We start from the raw sequence: 15,197 nt of genomic DNA, 5'->3' as shown, positions 1-15,197 counted from the left end.
TTTAGAAATATGAATATATTTATGACAGGGGCTACTGGCTACATAGGCAGGTTGTTGGCCCAAAAACTCGCCGAACAAGGACACACCATTCATGCGCTTTGTCGCTCTTCTTCTCAAACCGGGGATTTGCAACACCCCAACATTAAATTTTTTGAGGGTGATTTGCTGGATAGCCATAGTATAGACCGCGCTATGGCGTCTTGCCAACAAGCCTATCACCTGGCGGCTTTCGCCAAAGTGTTTACCAAACAGCCAGAGCTGCACGACCATATCAATGTAGATGGAACGATGAACGTATTGGCAGCTGCCCAAAAAGCGGGTGTACAACGTACTGTATTTACGTCTACCGGAGGCGTGTTTGGTTTTTCTACCCCTGACCAACCCGTAGATGAAGCCACCCCCCGCAACATTGAGTTTTTTAACCATTATGAGCGTACTAAAACCGAAGCTGAAGAAAAAATCAGAGAATTGACCGCCCAGGGACAAGACATTGTTATTGTAAACCCTACCCGTGTATATGGTCCGGGTTTGTTGAGCGAAAGCAACGCGGCTACTCGCCTGATGCAGTTGTATTACCAGGGTAAATGGAAGATGAGCCCTGGCGATGGCACCAAATTAGGCAACTATGTGTATGTAAATGACGTAGTAAACGGGCATATACTGGCGATGGAAAAAGGAAGAGCAGGCGAGCGTTACATCATAGGCGGGATCAATGCCTCTTACAAGCAATTGTTTGACACATTGGGCAAGTATGCCCCAAAAAAGCTCAAATTGATCAATGCTCCGGTATGGTTGATGATGATTGTGTCAAATTTTGAGTTGGCAAAAGCCAAGCTTTTCAACATGAAGCCGCTTATTACACCAAAATATGCCAAAAAATACACTTATCACTGGGGATTGAGCAGCGCCAAAGCCGAAAAAGAACTGGGGTATGAAATTACCTCATTGGACGAAGGCATCCGACAAACAATGGAATGGTTGGCCGCTCTGGAAAACAACAACGCTCAGGCGCAAAATGCTTGAGTGGCAGGCATCCAACAATCATGTGCTGTATTTTAAGTGCTTAGTCATACTTCAATAGTCCATAGTATTTAGTCGATAGCCCATAGCTGATTCGAGTAAATGTTCACTTTGTTAAATGCTGTAAACCAGTATTTTATATTAAGACTATTTACTTACTTTATTTTTAAAAGTGTTTCGGCTTTACGTCTAAGCATCCAATTAAATAGTTTTTAAATTTATCAATAACTGATCACCAGCAACCAACTTTGACTAAAATCAATGCGGAGTATTGCATACTTAAAACACAACTAATAAACACTAGTAATTGCAGGCTAACGAGTAACTCAATCATACTTGTAGCTTATAGCTAATTACTTGCTACTATTTACAGTCTTGAATAAACAATGCAAAACGAAACTTATACCCTCATTACTGGAGGCAGCGAAGGCATAGGGCGAGCCCTTGCCGAAGATTGTGCCAAACGAGGGATGAATATACTATTGGTGGCATTACCTGCCCCACAACTTGAAAAAACCGCCCAACACATTCGTGATACCTATCACGTAAAAACCGAATACCTGGGTGTAGATCTTACCCAAGAAAATGCCCCTTATGAGGTGCACACTTGGACACAGCAAAAAGGGTATGCAGTAGACATACTCATCAACAATGCCGGGTTTGGTTATGCAGGCGCTTTTGCCGACTATGCCAGCCCCGAATTTTTTGACAAACTCATGCAGCTCAATATGCGCGCATTGGTGTTGCTCAATCGTTTGTTTATTCCTGAGCTACAAAAACACCCCAAAGCCTATTTGATGAACCTGGGCAGTATGTCTTCGTTTCAGCCCGTGCCTTATCAGGCAGTATATGGGGCATCAAAGGCATTTATTTATAACTTTACCCGTGCTCTCAGAACCGAGCTTGCCGACTCCAACATTTCGGTAACGGTGATGTGTCCTGGTGGCACCAATACCAACCCCATTAACAAAGCCCGTAATGAGGACTTGAAAGGATTGGCAAAAAAATCTATCCTCAACCCCGAAGATATAGCCCCCAAAGCTATAGAGGCAATGCTCAAAGGCAAAGCGCAAGTAGTAACTGGACGAATAAATCGACTCATATTGGCAATAAGCAAGCTGATTCCTTTGGGTACACGGCTAAAAATTGCGGCTAAAAATCTTAAGCCCAAGCAAGACTTTAAAAAAACTCAAGACGCTTCGCACAAGGCCGACGTAACGGTGTAGTTTTAACTAAAATATAAATCTAAGTTGCAACTGATACCCTCCAGGTATTTGATAATAAAATGCTTAGGAATGGTGTAAAAATAAATTTCTATAGTAACGCTAAAATATTTTGTTGCTAGACGCGGTAAAAAATCGGCTAATAGCAGCGCTATTCGGCTATTTTTTAACAAAGTATAGCCTCAAAAGATGAGGTTAAGAATGTAAATTTATTTTGGTACCATTCCTTAGGGATATTGTAACTTATTAAATTGATACATGTACAATGGATGATAAACTCCCTGTAATTATTTTTGGCGCAGGTGGATTGGGTGCCGCTGCCTTAGATGCTTTTCAAAGTAATGGCGTAGTAGTGTATGGTTTTCTGGATGAAGAAGAAGAATTACACGGCACCGAAATAAATTATGTAAGCGTGTTGGGTAATCCCGACGATGATGGCTTTTTAAAATTAATTGGTAAAAAATGCGCAGCTTTTGTGGCGTCTGACGACAACGACTACCGCGAGTCGACCGTAGAAATGCTCAACGACCGTCGCAAGGTCATGCCTGCCAATGCAGTACACGCACAATCAATGATTGCGGCTACCGCTGAGATAGGCTATGGCAATTTTGTACACATGGGGGCTGTAGTGAACAGTCAGGCAAAAGTGAGCAATCATTGTTTGATACAACCCAATGCTGTAGTAAACTATAAGGCACAGTTGGGCGACTTTGTGCAAGTAGGAGCAGGTAGCAACATAGGTGCAAATGTGCAAGTAGGCGAGCGTGCCTTTATTGGTTCAGGCGTAACTGTAGTAAGTGGTATAAAAATAGGCAAAAATGCCCGTATAGGTGCTGGTTCGGTAGTTATAAAAGATGTAGCTGAAGGTGAAACTGTATTTGGCAACCCTGCACAGGCGGTGAAGTAATGAATAGCCTTTTTGATTGATTTTAGAATAAAAATTGTAGATTTGTGCACTTATTTTTACAGGCACATTTATTTGGACATAAACCTAACCTGAGTTAGTAGAAAAAACTTTTAAGCTTTATGACTACTGAACAAAAACAAGATAAAAGACGCGTAATTGTAATAGGTTTTATTTTGGTATTGGTACTGTTAAATGTGGTTCTCATTTACATGATTATCCAGAATAAAAACTCTGAAATAGATAAGCAAAAAAAGCTGAGAGCTCAACAAAAAGAAAGCTACGAAACCAACCTGAACAACCTTTCCCGTCGTTTGAAGCAGGAAATTGCCCGCTCTAAACAAGATGGTGAAGAAAATCAAAAATACCAGGATTCATTGCTTAAAGTGTTGAAAGAGGTAGAAGGAGAAAGAGACAATCTGAAGGCTTCTAAAACCTTTACCCAAAAGCAAATGCAATATTATAAACTCAAAATTGCCGCTTACGAAGAGTTATTGATCCGAAAAGATTCGTTGATGCGCAAATTTAAGGCTACTATAGCCCGGCAAAGCGAACAAATGACCGATTTGCGTAAGAAAAACAACGAAGTACTTGAGCAGGTAGGCAAGACCAAACAGGAGATTAACCAATATAAAAAACGTTTCGCTAAAGCAGGGGTGCTCAAAGCCGAAAATATCACGATTAACCGGGTAAACCGAAGGGGCAAAGAAAAAGGAGGGGGAAGCTACAGAGAGCGTAATATTGATAAGTTGAAAATATATTTTACCCTTGCTGACAATAAGGCTGCTAAGATAGGGCAAAAGTCTATTATGATGCTGTTAAAAGACGATACCGGGCAAACATTGGTACCCTCGGTAGGTGGTGGGCGTTTCAAGTTGAATGGAACCGCTACTTCTTACACGGCGGCTCAAAGCTTTTTGTTTGACAACTCGCAGCAAACCCTGGTGTTTAATTATATAAATACCAACAAAGACTTAGGTAAAGGTAAATTTACTGTAGAACTATACGCCGAAGGGGAACGAATAGGAACAGGTTCGTTTACTATACGATAACCCCTGTTGATATACTTTGCTTTTAACAAAAGGCAGGTTTTGCATAAGGCAAAGCCTGCCTTTTGTATTTTTAAAAAAAATGTAGAAAATGCACTTAAAAATACCGTCACCGCCTCAGTGAGTACCCTCACGCGTTGATCGAATCGCCAACATTTGGACACTGAAAGACGTTTCACAGAGTGAAAAAATATTAGCCCGATGGCTATGGTGTTTTTACCAATTGATAAATCCCGTTGTACGGGGGCGATCGAAACCCTAAAATAAGTCGTTTTTTGGGCATCGATATACATCGGTATCTAAGGGTTCGTAAGCTCGGTTGTGAGGACACAAATCAGGGCGAAAGATAGTAGGGTAGAGTATCTACACCCCACAAATTAATATTTCTGGAATCTTATTACCTTTGTAGATTATATTTGTTTTAACAGAATTTATAATCATGAAAAAAATCTTATGGCTTAGTTGTTTGCTCTTGTTTGCTTTGTTGGCACAAGCACAAACCAAAGTAGAAGACGTAAAAACATTGACGCTTAAAAACGGGATGAAGGTCATTGTGTTAGAAGACCATTCTATACCCAACGCCAATATGTACTTGTTTTGGAAGGTAGGTTCACGCAATGAACGCCCTGGCATTACTGGTTTGTCACATTTTTTTGAACACATGATGTTCAATGGCGCCAAAAAATACGGACCTAAAATGTTTGACCGGGTAATGGAAGCCAACGGTGGCTCTAACAATGCCTATACTACCGAAGACGTAACCGTATATACCGACTGGTTTCCGAGTAGCTCGATAGAGGTCATGTTTGACCTGGAAGCAGACCGCATTGGTGCTTTAAACATTTCGTCAAAAATGCTGGAAAGTGAGCGAGGGGTAGTATTGTCGGAGCGCAGCACTGGTTTAGAAAACAGCAACTTTCAGTCTTTACAGGCACAGTTAAAGTCTACTGCTTTCTTTGCACACGCTTATCGTTGGCCTGTCATAGGGTATGAGTCTGACATTAAGCAGTGGACAAAAAAAGATTTAGAGGACTACTTTAAAACCTATTATGCACCCAACAATTGTGTGGTAGTGATAGTGGGTGATGTAACCTTGGCTCAGGTTAAAAAGCTGTCTGCCAAATATTTTGAGCCTATTCCTGGCAATACCCCTCCGGCAAAAGTGAGAACGGTAGAACCTCCGCAAAATGGTGAAAAAAGAGTAGTGGTACACAAAAAAATATCGTCGCCCAATGTTGCATTGGCGTACCATGTACCCTCTACCAGTAGCCAAGACTATTATGCGCTTGACATGCTTAGCAGTATTTTGTCATCGGGTAACTCTTCGCGTTTGCGTAAATCCCTGATTTTTGACCAACAAGTAGCTTCTGCAATATTTACTTACATGCCTCAAAGCTTCGACCCTAACCTGTTTTATTTATACGGAGTAGCGGCACGCAACATTACCCCAGAAAAATTGGAAGCAGCGATGCTTGCCGAAATTGAGAAAATTCAGGAAAAAGGAGTCACCGATTTTGAGTTGCAGAAAACCAAAAACCAAAAGTTGATGGGGTTTTACCAGCAAATGGAAACCATTAATGGCAAAGCAAACTCAATAGGAACCTATGAATTGTTTTTTGGCAGTTATACAAAACTGTTCAATGCCCCAAAACTTTATGAAAACGTAACCAAGGAAGATATCCAGCGAGTGGCAAAAAAGTATTTTATCAAAACCAACCGCACGGTGGGTTATTTACTATCGCCAGAAAAGAAAGGAAAGAGTAAATAGCATGTTTGGTGAAAATATAACCTCAAAAGATTTTAAAAATGAAATTGAACTATAAAATATGGATGCTTGCGTTGCTGCTATTGGCAGGTGCTCAGGCAAGCAAAGGGCAAGGAGTGTTTAAATTGCCCAAATATGATAAGTTTAAGCTAAGCAATGGGCTTACAGTGTACTTGATGGAGCAAAAAGAGGTTCCATTGATTCAAGCTTCTATAGTATTTGATGCAGGAGCTGTTCACGATGGCAATAAGCCCGGCTTGGCCAACTTTACCGCACAAGCTTTATTGTTTGGTACCAAAACAATGACCAAAACACAAATAGAACAACAAACCGATTTTGTGGGCGCTAGTCTTAGTTCGGCTGCTGCATTAGAGTACGCCAGGGTTGGTTTGTCTTTTGCCAAAAAAGACCAAGATAAAATGTTGGCTATTTTAAAGGAAGTGTTGACGCACCCTGCATTTAACGCCAAAGAGTTTGAGAAAAGCAAAAAACGCAAGTTGCTTCGGCTTGATCAGATCAAAGAAAGCCCACGCAACGTAATTGGTACTTATTACAATAAATTGTTGTATGGCAACCACCCTTACGGCAACCCGGTGGCAGGAACCAAAGAAGGGGTAAACGCCATTACCTTGGATAATATCAAGGCATTTTACAAAAAACAATATACCTGCGATAAAGCCGCCATTGCCATTGTAGGTGATTTTGACAGGCGCAAAATGAAAGCCACTATCAAGAAGTTGCTGAAGGGTTGGAAAACTAAAAAAGCGACCAGTAAAGCGCTGGTAAAGCCTGATATGAGCTACTCAAAAAGCCGGGTGTTACTGGTAGATAAAGATGATGCCAATGAAACTACTTTTTATATAGGAGGTCAAGGGGTAGCACGCAGTAACCCAGACTTGGTTGCTGTTCAGGTGGTCAATACTATTTTAGGGGGGAGGTTTACTTCCTGGCTCAACGATGCCTTGCGTGTAAACTCTGGGCTTACCTATGGGGCTCGCAGTAATTTTGTGACCAGCAAGCTTTCCGGGTCTTTTTATATCTATAGCTTTACCAAAACTGAAACTGCGATACAAGCAATAGATATGGCTATAGGCGTGTTAGATAGTTTGCACACTACTGGGGTGAACAAAGAAATACTGGAATCGGCAAAAAACTATGTGAAAGGAAGTTTTCCTACCCGATATGAGCGCAACAGTAACTTAGCGGCACTGCTCACTTCTATGTTTGTATATGGCTACAATGAGTCATTTATCAACAATTTTACAAAAAATGTAGATAACCTGACAGTAGCAAAAGTAAAGCAAGTGATTGCAAAGTATTTTCCGAAAAAGAATCTACAGTTTGTATTGGTGGGCAAGGCATCAGCCATTCGCGACAAGGTGAAAAAATACGGCAAAGTCACCGAAAAGAAAATTACAAGTCAAGGATTTTAGTGGTTGCTGTGAGTGAGTAACTGATGGTCATCAATGGTATACGGTTAGCCGCCAACCAATGGGTGTGTATAAGTTACCCCCCTATCATCAGTGATTATTATTTTAATGCACATAGATTCTTGAGATAAGCTAAAATAAACCCCGCTGCCAACAACAGTGGGGTTTATGTTTTTTAACTTAATATTTTTGAGGGTAGTATCATAACTCAAGTTACGCAGATTTACTTTGTTGTTTTAATTTCTATTGTGAGACGGTTGTATTGCTACATTAGTTATGCAAGGCATCGCGCAACCATAAAACAATAAAGCCATAGAACAATATAAATAAGTAGACTTGGAATTTACGGCGTAACATCACCTTGTCAGCGAGTATTGACTGTTTGCCCCTCTACTACTTGTATACTTGCCCTACATGTTCGCCGCAAGGGATCATTGACTGCCCCATCGGTTACCCCAGGTGGTAGTGTTTCACCCAGTCCTTGGGTGCTCAGTTCTACCTTAATAGATTGTGACTTAAGGTACTTTTGTAAAAATTGTCCAATGGTGCGAGCCCTCCACTCCGACAAACGCTTGTTTTGCGCTTGCCTTTGGGCTATAGGTTGGTTATAGTAAAAGCCCTGCTTATCGGCATACCCACGCACATCCAGTTGTATCACCATAGGTTTGTTGTCATTGTTGCGTCGGTAAATAGCCACTTTTTCTTTAATTTCCTTGATTAATTGTTGTAGGTACTGGTAATCTTGTGGTTTGGGTGTGTGCCAGCCCGTATGAAACTGTACCGATGCGTTGGTGTTGGTGTATACTACATTGCCTCCCTTAACAGCGGCAATTTTGCCAGCAGAGGCATGAGGCGTAGTAGGTGTAGGTTTGGTAGCTTTGGGAGTAATCACCTTGTTTTTGTTGTGATTGTTGTTGGGCAGCACAGGATGAGTAATAGTAGGGTTACTTGCGGTAAGTTTACCTCCAGCATGGTACTTAGTGGTGGTTTTTTTGGGTAAGTGCAATGCTAGGTACTGGTGTTTGGGTTCTACCAAAGTGGGGACAAATTTTTTGCGGTGATCTACAGCAATAATGCTAGGTTTACGAGAAGCAAAAGAGTCTACTGGTACACTATAGGCCAGCACGGTTACTATGCACATACGGCGTTGAGGATCTTCGGGCTCGTCAGATGTATAATAAGGAGGCAACTCTTCACCTTTTACCATCAAGGCTTGCTCTATGCCGTGTACCAATGGATACAACCCTTTTTTGATAGAATTGCTGATATAGTAAGCACGTTTTTTGGCGAGGTATTCATTCAGGGTTTGACGTTCCTCAGCCGATTGGTTGGGGTAAAATGGCTTGGCGTCAGAGTAACCTTTTACTTTCAGACTAAGCACAATCTTGTCTTTAGGATACAAGTGTTTGTACTTGTCAATGTCTTTTTTTAGTCCTGAAATAATAAAATCTAAATGTTCTCTACCTATTTTGTTGGGTGTATTTTGTCCTCCGTTAAATAGTACCCTGGTTTCTATTTGTTCATGAAATTCGTGTTTTTCTACTTCTATGTGTTCTTTATTTTTACCACTCAAGGGTTTATGAGGCACACGGGTAGTGTCGTTGGTTTGTGCGTTTGAAATTTGGCAAAGTAATACCACTACATACCCTACAAGTATGCATACCGAAGTTTTTAGTTTTGATGTCATGATACTTTTGTTTAAAAACTGCCTGCTTCATCGCAAGCAGGTATTGCTATTAATAATTAAGTTAAAATGATTGATTATTCTGGGCATGCAGTGCAGGCCAAACAATCGTGCGATTTAAATACACAGCTATTGACTGGTAGATGTTACTATTAATTTTTTATGTAATAAAAACAAAGGAAAAAATAGGTACGAATAGTCCCGCAAACACTTATATAAATAAGCAGTGGTTTGTTTGCCGGATCATTACCCAACGCTCGACTGATAAAACACCTGTGAGGGCTTGAAAGCGTGCAATGAGAAGTAGTTTGCCGGAATTATATGGTTATTTTTATGCAAATAATTACCCAAGCAAAAATAAAGGTAGTGGGTTGAGAATCAGGAGAATGCAGAATTATGCTTGTGGTGATGCGTAATAATAACTATCAGGTAAACTCTACAACTTCATGGCCATTATTGAGTCAGCACAAATCTACTTGTGCTGTGTTGTCTTCAACAAAGTAATACCAATGAAAAGTGTATGGTAATTGGTATCTTATCAAGTCATTTTTCCTTTTTTTATCCTTTTAAAAATAAGGTTTTTTGTATTTGCTAATACAACGATGATTTTGCTAATTAGTGCTATGCTCAGACGAAATTTTAGTCTATAACAAGTAAAAAATATGCTCTTCCTTTATTATAAAAAACTACTGTTTTTGGTGGAAACTCAGGTTAAGTTTTCAGAATTTAAAGTCATAGCAGAGCTACGGCTGCAAACCTAGGCTACAGCTTTGCTGTGCCGAGTTTATAAATCCCCCGAATCAAGTTCGGGGTTGTGAACCGAACTTGTTTCGGGGCTCTGCCAAAGGCTAAAAGTAACAAAGTCTCGGGGCAAAAGAGCAGCTACAAAATGGGTTCGTTATTTCTTGTTTGCTCCCTAAGCTGAATAAACTTTGGGAATGCAGCACAAGTAACGAAAGCTGTTGAAAGTGTATGAAAGAATAGCGTTTTTAACGCTTTAGTATGTACCAAGACAAAATTAAATATATCTAATATGCAAGTATAACTATCATATTATGAGAGAGTTATCTTTACTTGTAGCTTATAGCTAATTGCACCGATATTCATCGGTATCTAAGGACTTGCTGCTACTTAAACCTACAAAAATAATCTGAGCCATAAAACGGTATCTTTGCCTAGTGGACTTCCTCAAAAAACAATTCCATAGCTTGGGCTATGCAAAGGTTTTTTGACTCGCCCACTCAACAAATATTTTGTTTTATTGGCACATCTTATTTTTTCCGCTTTACTTATAGCGTAAATATGTATTATAATTTGGGTTATTCAAAGCAAAGGCACTCCCAATGCTTATAAAAGTGGTGAGTGAAATAAAGTGTAAACGCGTATTTTTTTTGAAAAGACTTGTATATAATCTTTTGAAGAAAACATTGTATGTATTATTTTATATAATATTTTTGAATGACTGGTTTTTACTATTACCTTGTTAATTGTTGCCAAAAAATGATTTGATTCGTATAAAACTATTTGGCATCTAAGAACTTGTTTAAGTTTTGGCGTTTAGATTGATTTTCGATGAATTTTAAACAAGCTCTAAATTGACTTTTTCAACAAGTTGAAAACTAGTCAAAAGCATAGGAAAGGTTTAAAAATAAATGGTTTTGTAGGAGGCAAGGTGATGGGGCGAAACAAAGCACTTTTTTTATTTAAAAGCTTTGGCTATGAGTAAAAAGCCCACCATTGAACTTAAAAGTTGTTTTTACCATTCTTAAAGCATAAAAATTTATGGTATTCAAGCCAAGAGCAAAGGCATTATGAGTAAAGTAAATCGTTTTTTTGGTTTTTTTTGGGTGTTTGCTTTGTGGTGTACCCATACTGCTATAGCTCAAGACAACCTTGTGATTGTTGGAACTTATGAAGATGCCCCTTTAATTTTTAAGGATACTGATAACGAGCTAAAAGGGGTATATAAGGACATACTGGAGCATATAGCGCTCAAGTATAAGTGGAAGCCCGAGTACGTACATGGTTCTTTTTCTGAAAACCAGAAAAAACTCGAAAAAGGTGATATAGATATACTGTGTGCTATTGGGCACTCTGAAAAGCGAGAAAAAAGATTCGATTTTTCTGAAACCACCGTAGTATCCAATTGGGGTGAAATTTATATCCCTATGGACTCAAAAATACGCTCCATACTCGATCTCAAAAACAAAAAAGTAGCAGTACTTGCCGGAGACATTTACTATGAAGGCAGCCACGGGCTCAAACATACCTCTTCTCAGTTTAAACTACCCATAGAATTTATCGAGTGTGGATCGTATGACGATGTACTGGAAAAAATAAGCAAGGGAGAAGCTGATGCCGGGCTGGTAGCAGTATTACACGGAGCCACTAACGGAAAAAAATACAATGTGCACGGTAGTCCTATTGTGTTTCACCCTATAGAACTAAGGTTTGCTTTTACTAAAAATACCGAAAAGACTAAAAAACTAAAGAAAATCATAGACAAGGAAATGCGGAGCATGATTGATGACCGTAGCTCTGTTTATTATCAGTCTTTGTCGCGTTGGTTGGGCAAAGAGGCTGGAGGTGAATACCTTAAGTATTTTAAGTGGGGTTTAATCATTGCCGCCGGAGTCGCTCTTTTATTTGTTACCATCAGTTTGTTTTTGCGACGCCAGGTAAACAAGCGTACCGCACAATTATACAAGAAAACACAAGAGGTACAAGAGCTCAATGAGCACCTCGAAGACAAAGTAAAAGCAAGAACCGCAGAGGTAAGCCGCCAACGCGATGAATTGGAACAGCAAAAAGGTAAGCTAGAGCGCGTGAACAAAGAAATGCGCGATAGTATCAACTATGCCCGTAATATCCAAGAAGCAATGCTGCCAGGCGAAGACAATATGTCGTTGTTTTTACGCAATAATTATTTCAAGGTGTTTATGCCCCGCGACGTAGTAAGTGGCGATTTTCATTGGCTGGCTTACAAAGACGATAAGGTATTGTTGGCGGTGGCTGATTGTACCGGGCACGGGGTTCCTGGTGCTTTTATGTCTATGTTGGGCAAATCTTCGTTAGACGCAATCGTCAATGAGAAGAATATTTACGAACCTGGCAATATCTTGACCGAGCTCCAAAATTCTATTTACTTATCTTTGGGTACCAACGCTGCTGATGGTATGGATGTGGCTTTGTGTAGTTTTGACTTCAAAAATCGCAAGGTGGTATTCGCCGGAGCCCAGCGCCCATTTTATTTTGTGCGCGATGGCGAAGTGAATGTAATCAAAGGAGACAAAAAACCCATTGGCGGAAGTATAAGGCACTACAAAGAAAAACGTGAGTACCGTGATCATGAAGTAGATATGTTGCCTGGCGATATGTTTTATATGACATCTGATGGTTACCCCGATCAATTTGGTGGTCCTGAAGGACGCAAGTTTACCACGCGTCGTTTCAAATCTATGATCTCTGAAATATACATGTTACCCATCAAAGAGCAAGGTGAAAAAGTGCAGTCATCCTTTTTGGATTGGAAAGGAGACGAGCGTCAAATTGACGATATATTGGTGATAGGAGTAAAAATGGAAGCGGATTAAATACTGCCACTTGTTATCAAAAGCAAGTGGCAGCGAATATGGTTGATATAGGTGTTTTAGCCTGCTTGCTTTGGGTTGGTGATTTTACCCATAAATAAAATGCTGCCTGTAGTATTGTCTTTGATCATAAATATAAAAGGATGATCAGCCCTAAAAACCTTAGGCGTTACCGGGCGGCGAGCAGAAGCTGTTTTTGCTCTTACAACAACCGCCGTAGCCGCCGCAGCTTCGGTTCCCTTTTCGTTTACTTCTACAAACGCCTTATGTACTACTTCTGAAATCTTCAACGATTTGTTGCCTGTCATGCCACTAAAATCAGCCCCATTACTAAACGCTGCTTTCATTCCCATTTTTTTCAACACGTTCTTTAGTTTTACATCCAAGGTCATTTTAAACTTGGGTAAACTTAGCTTTACCTGAGTATAAAATAACCTGTCTATCAGTTTTTGATAACGTTCTGCCGTAAGTGAAGCCTCCAGTTGGGCTATACCATTGACATCTTTAGGTAGCAAAACTACCATGCTTACCTTATTTTTGGCGTAAGGTAGTTCAATTACCTGCAACTGCTCATTTTCGGCATACCTAAATTTACGTTGCATTTGCATAAACTTAATTCCACCTAGTTTTTGCTTGCCAGCGATAAAGTCCATTTTACGGGTTTGGCTTTTTTTGAATTTATACTTCCATTGCCCTTTAAAATAAATAGCGTTGGTGAGTACCATACGAGTGGCTTTATTAATTATACCCTTAGGAATCAGGTTTTTAATTTTATCCTGAGTTTTGTCTTCTACCCATTTGTTTATGATCAGCCTTGATTTTTCGGGTTGTTGTTTAAAGTTTAGTTGGGCAAGCCTTGCCTGATAAGCATTTTGGGCAAGCCCTAAATAAGTCTTTAAAAACTTTATACTTTTTTCTCCCCACAGTGCATTGGCAATCGAGAGCTGTAGCCCTTTAGTATTAAAGTTGTTGAGGTGAGTGTTGAGGCTTTTAAAGTCTTGATGCACCGAGTTTGCCGGAAGGTGCAGTACATTTGCCATTTCTTGAGCTGTGGTACCTTTTGCCCCGGCATAAGTCATCGCCAGTGCCGACGAGATGCTGTAAGGTGATACAAACACGTTTTTTTGAGGATCACTATTCAGTTGATTATAAAGTTTAATTGCAAACTGATTGTTGCCCTTGACTGTAGGGGTTTTTCGTAAGCTTTGGGCTTGTAAACCAACACATAGTAAGCTTAGGAGTAAAACAATAAAAAAAGAGGTACGGTATATCATAGTCATTGTAAGTAATGAAATAACTGACCTTTCGCAGCACGTATTTTTGTTTGTAAGCAAAAAAATACAGCATAGGACTAAGGTTGCGTCAGCTGGATTCAGCCTTAGTTTGTTGCCGTTAAGTTGAAAATCCCGAACTTGTATTCGGGGAATCTGTGAAACGAAGCCGTAAAAACTGATCACTGTCTGAGCGAAGCGAGTTTGAGCAGTTTCGGCGTAGTGTAACAGATTTAGGCGAAACAAACTACAGCTGCGGGGTTTTTGGTTACTTTTTTACCTGGAGAAAATCCATGATCCCGAACTTGATTCGGGGAAGTAACGGCTGATAGATACCCGAATCATTGTATTTTATTAGCTTGTTTGCTGACTGGTATTTTATTAAACAAGTTTTTGACCTGCGAAAGGTCAGTGAAATAAATCAACATTTATTACCAAGACATCTCTATAAACAAAAAGAAGTAGGGCAGGGGCTTTTTAATCAAAAACACCCCAAGGCAAGTGCCATTTCTTCTGATACCGGGTAAAGTCGTTCTTTGGGAGTTTCAGGCAATCGAGGGTTGCGTTGTTTTTGCAAACTTCCAATGGTATGTGCCAGCTCTGTGACATCTTCTATATCCAAAATCCATTCGTTCACATAGCGCAACGATAACTCTTCGCTCCGGACGCCCACTTGAATAGCCGCCCTGTCCAGTTTTTTGCCCAGCAAATCACGCTCTGGGTCCCATTGATGAATTACCACAGCCTTGTCTAGTGCCTGTTGCCAGTCTTCTTCATTGGTGTAGCGTTGGGCATCGTATTGAGTAGGCACGGCTTGCTGTAATAGGTGCAACCAACCCTCGTGCGATAACTTGATACGAGCTATCGAGTTCATCCGATGTTTGGTTGCATACTTGGTGCGCTGCAATACCCACGCAAACGAAGGTTTGATCCAAGTAAGTCGATTGGTATTAAAACCAGTCCCAAAAGTGCCTTTAGCCGCAGCAGTGGCCACTACTTTAGGTTTAAAGGCCTGGTACACAAACAAACCTTCGTCGTCGTAAGCAGCATAAATTTGTTTTTGCATATATTCAATAGTCCATAGTATTTAGTCGATAGTCCATAGCTGATTCGAATAAATGTTCATCTTGTTAAATGCTGTAAACCAGTATTTTATATTAAGATTGCGTACTCACTTTATTTTTAAAAGCGTTTCGGTTTTATGCCTAAACATCCAATTATACTAAGATTAAAGTGATTACCTGCGGTGAGCTCGTCACAG

Annotated in this window: 10 protein-coding genes; 7 read left to right on the top strand and 3 right to left on the bottom strand. The window is 40.1% G+C overall.

All coding sequences use genetic code 11. The features are described from left to right. The first annotated feature begins 9 nt into the window (after nt 1-9). The 6 genes from Q0954_RS04130 (at nt 10) to Q0954_RS04105 (ending at nt 7,394) form a co-directional block, all read left to right on the top strand. The gene (locus tag Q0954_RS04130) at nt 10-1,023 is read left to right on the top strand and encodes an SDR family oxidoreductase (RefSeq protein ID WP_299453998.1); all 1,014 of its coding nucleotides are present in this window, start codon (nt 10-12) and stop codon (nt 1,021-1,023) included. Nucleotides 1,024-1,406: 383 nt separating this feature from the next. Beyond that, on the top strand, nt 1,407-2,246 hold the full coding sequence (locus tag Q0954_RS04125; protein WP_299453995.1) for an SDR family oxidoreductase: 840 nt from the start codon (nt 1,407-1,409) through the stop codon (nt 2,244-2,246). A 262-nt stretch (nt 2,247-2,508) separates the two neighbouring features. Continuing rightward, on the top strand, nt 2,509-3,150 hold the full coding sequence (locus tag Q0954_RS04120) for an acetyltransferase (protein WP_299453992.1): 642 nt from the start codon (nt 2,509-2,511) through the stop codon (nt 3,148-3,150). A gap of 119 nt (nt 3,151-3,269) precedes the next feature. Next, complete coding sequence (locus Q0954_RS04115) at nt 3,270-4,199, top strand: hypothetical protein (RefSeq protein ID WP_299453990.1); 930 nt, start codon at nt 3,270-3,272, stop codon at nt 4,197-4,199. A 436-nt stretch (nt 4,200-4,635) separates the two neighbouring features. Then, a complete protein-coding gene (locus Q0954_RS04110; protein WP_299453987.1) occupies nt 4,636-5,964 on the top strand; it encodes a pitrilysin family protein in 1,329 nt (442 codons plus the stop codon). Between the two features lie 38 nt (nt 5,965-6,002). Then, the gene (locus tag Q0954_RS04105; RefSeq protein ID WP_299453985.1) at nt 6,003-7,394 is read left to right on the top strand and encodes a pitrilysin family protein; all 1,392 of its coding nucleotides are present in this window, start codon (nt 6,003-6,005) and stop codon (nt 7,392-7,394) included. Nucleotides 7,395-7,755: 361 nt separating this feature from the next. Here Q0954_RS04105 and Q0954_RS04100 read toward each other — a convergent pair whose 3' ends face one another. Continuing rightward, on the bottom strand, nt 7,756-9,078 hold the full coding sequence (locus tag Q0954_RS04100) for a hypothetical protein (protein WP_299453982.1): 1,323 nt from the start codon (nt 9,076-9,078) through the stop codon (nt 7,756-7,758). A gap of 1,808 nt (nt 9,079-10,886) precedes the next feature. Here Q0954_RS04100 and Q0954_RS04095 point away from each other — a divergent pair. Further along, the gene (locus Q0954_RS04095; RefSeq protein ID WP_299453979.1) at nt 10,887-12,668 is read left to right on the top strand and encodes a transporter substrate-binding domain-containing protein; all 1,782 of its coding nucleotides are present in this window, start codon (nt 10,887-10,889) and stop codon (nt 12,666-12,668) included. A 56-nt stretch (nt 12,669-12,724) separates the two neighbouring features. Here Q0954_RS04095 and Q0954_RS04090 read toward each other — a convergent pair whose 3' ends face one another. Together Q0954_RS04090 and Q0954_RS04085 are read right to left on the bottom strand one after the other, a co-directional pair. Then, nucleotides 12,725-13,945 carry a serpin family protein gene (locus tag Q0954_RS04090; protein WP_299453976.1) on the bottom strand — a complete coding sequence of 407 codons (1,221 nt, stop codon included), beginning with the start codon at nt 13,943-13,945 and terminating at the stop codon, nt 12,725-12,727. 472 nt (nt 13,946-14,417) lie between these two features. Continuing rightward, the gene (locus tag Q0954_RS04085; protein ID WP_299453973.1) at nt 14,418-15,002 is read right to left on the bottom strand and encodes a DUF4291 family protein; all 585 of its coding nucleotides are present in this window, start codon (nt 15,000-15,002) and stop codon (nt 14,418-14,420) included. Nucleotides 15,003-15,197 lie beyond the last annotated feature (195 nt).

Source organism: uncultured Microscilla sp., from assembly GCF_947493425.1.
Taxonomy (GTDB): Bacteria; Bacteroidota; Bacteroidia; order Cytophagales; family Microscillaceae; genus Microscilla.
Note: the sequence above shows the minus strand (reverse complement) of the source record. Positions and strands in the feature narration are given on the sequence as shown.

Bases quoted from the DNA above. Each gene is read 5' to 3' on its own strand.
- Q0954_RS04130 (WP_299453998.1), top strand. From the start codon at position 10: ATGAATATATTTATGACAGGGGCTACTGGCTACATAGGCAGGTTGTTG.
- Q0954_RS04125 (WP_299453995.1), top strand. From the start codon at position 1,407: ATGCAAAACGAAACTTATACCCTCATTACTGGAGGCAGCGAAGGCATA.
- Q0954_RS04120 (WP_299453992.1), top strand. From the start codon at position 2,509: ATGGATGATAAACTCCCTGTAATTATTTTTGGCGCAGGTGGATTGGGT.
- Q0954_RS04115 (WP_299453990.1), top strand. From the start codon at position 3,270: ATGACTACTGAACAAAAACAAGATAAAAGACGCGTAATTGTAATAGGT.
- Q0954_RS04110 (WP_299453987.1), top strand. From the start codon at position 4,636: ATGAAAAAAATCTTATGGCTTAGTTGTTTGCTCTTGTTTGCTTTGTTG.
- Q0954_RS04105 (WP_299453985.1), top strand. From the start codon at position 6,003: ATGAAATTGAACTATAAAATATGGATGCTTGCGTTGCTGCTATTGGCA.
- Q0954_RS04100 (WP_299453982.1), bottom strand. From the start codon at position 9,078: ATGACATCAAAACTAAAAACTTCGGTATGCATACTTGTAGGGTATGTA.
- Q0954_RS04095 (WP_299453979.1), top strand. From the start codon at position 10,887: ATGAGTAAAGTAAATCGTTTTTTTGGTTTTTTTTGGGTGTTTGCTTTG.
- Q0954_RS04090 (WP_299453976.1), bottom strand. From the start codon at position 13,945: ATGACTATGATATACCGTACCTCTTTTTTTATTGTTTTACTCCTAAGC.
- Q0954_RS04085 (WP_299453973.1), bottom strand. From the start codon at position 15,002: ATGCAAAAACAAATTTATGCTGCTTACGACGACGAAGGTTTGTTTGTG.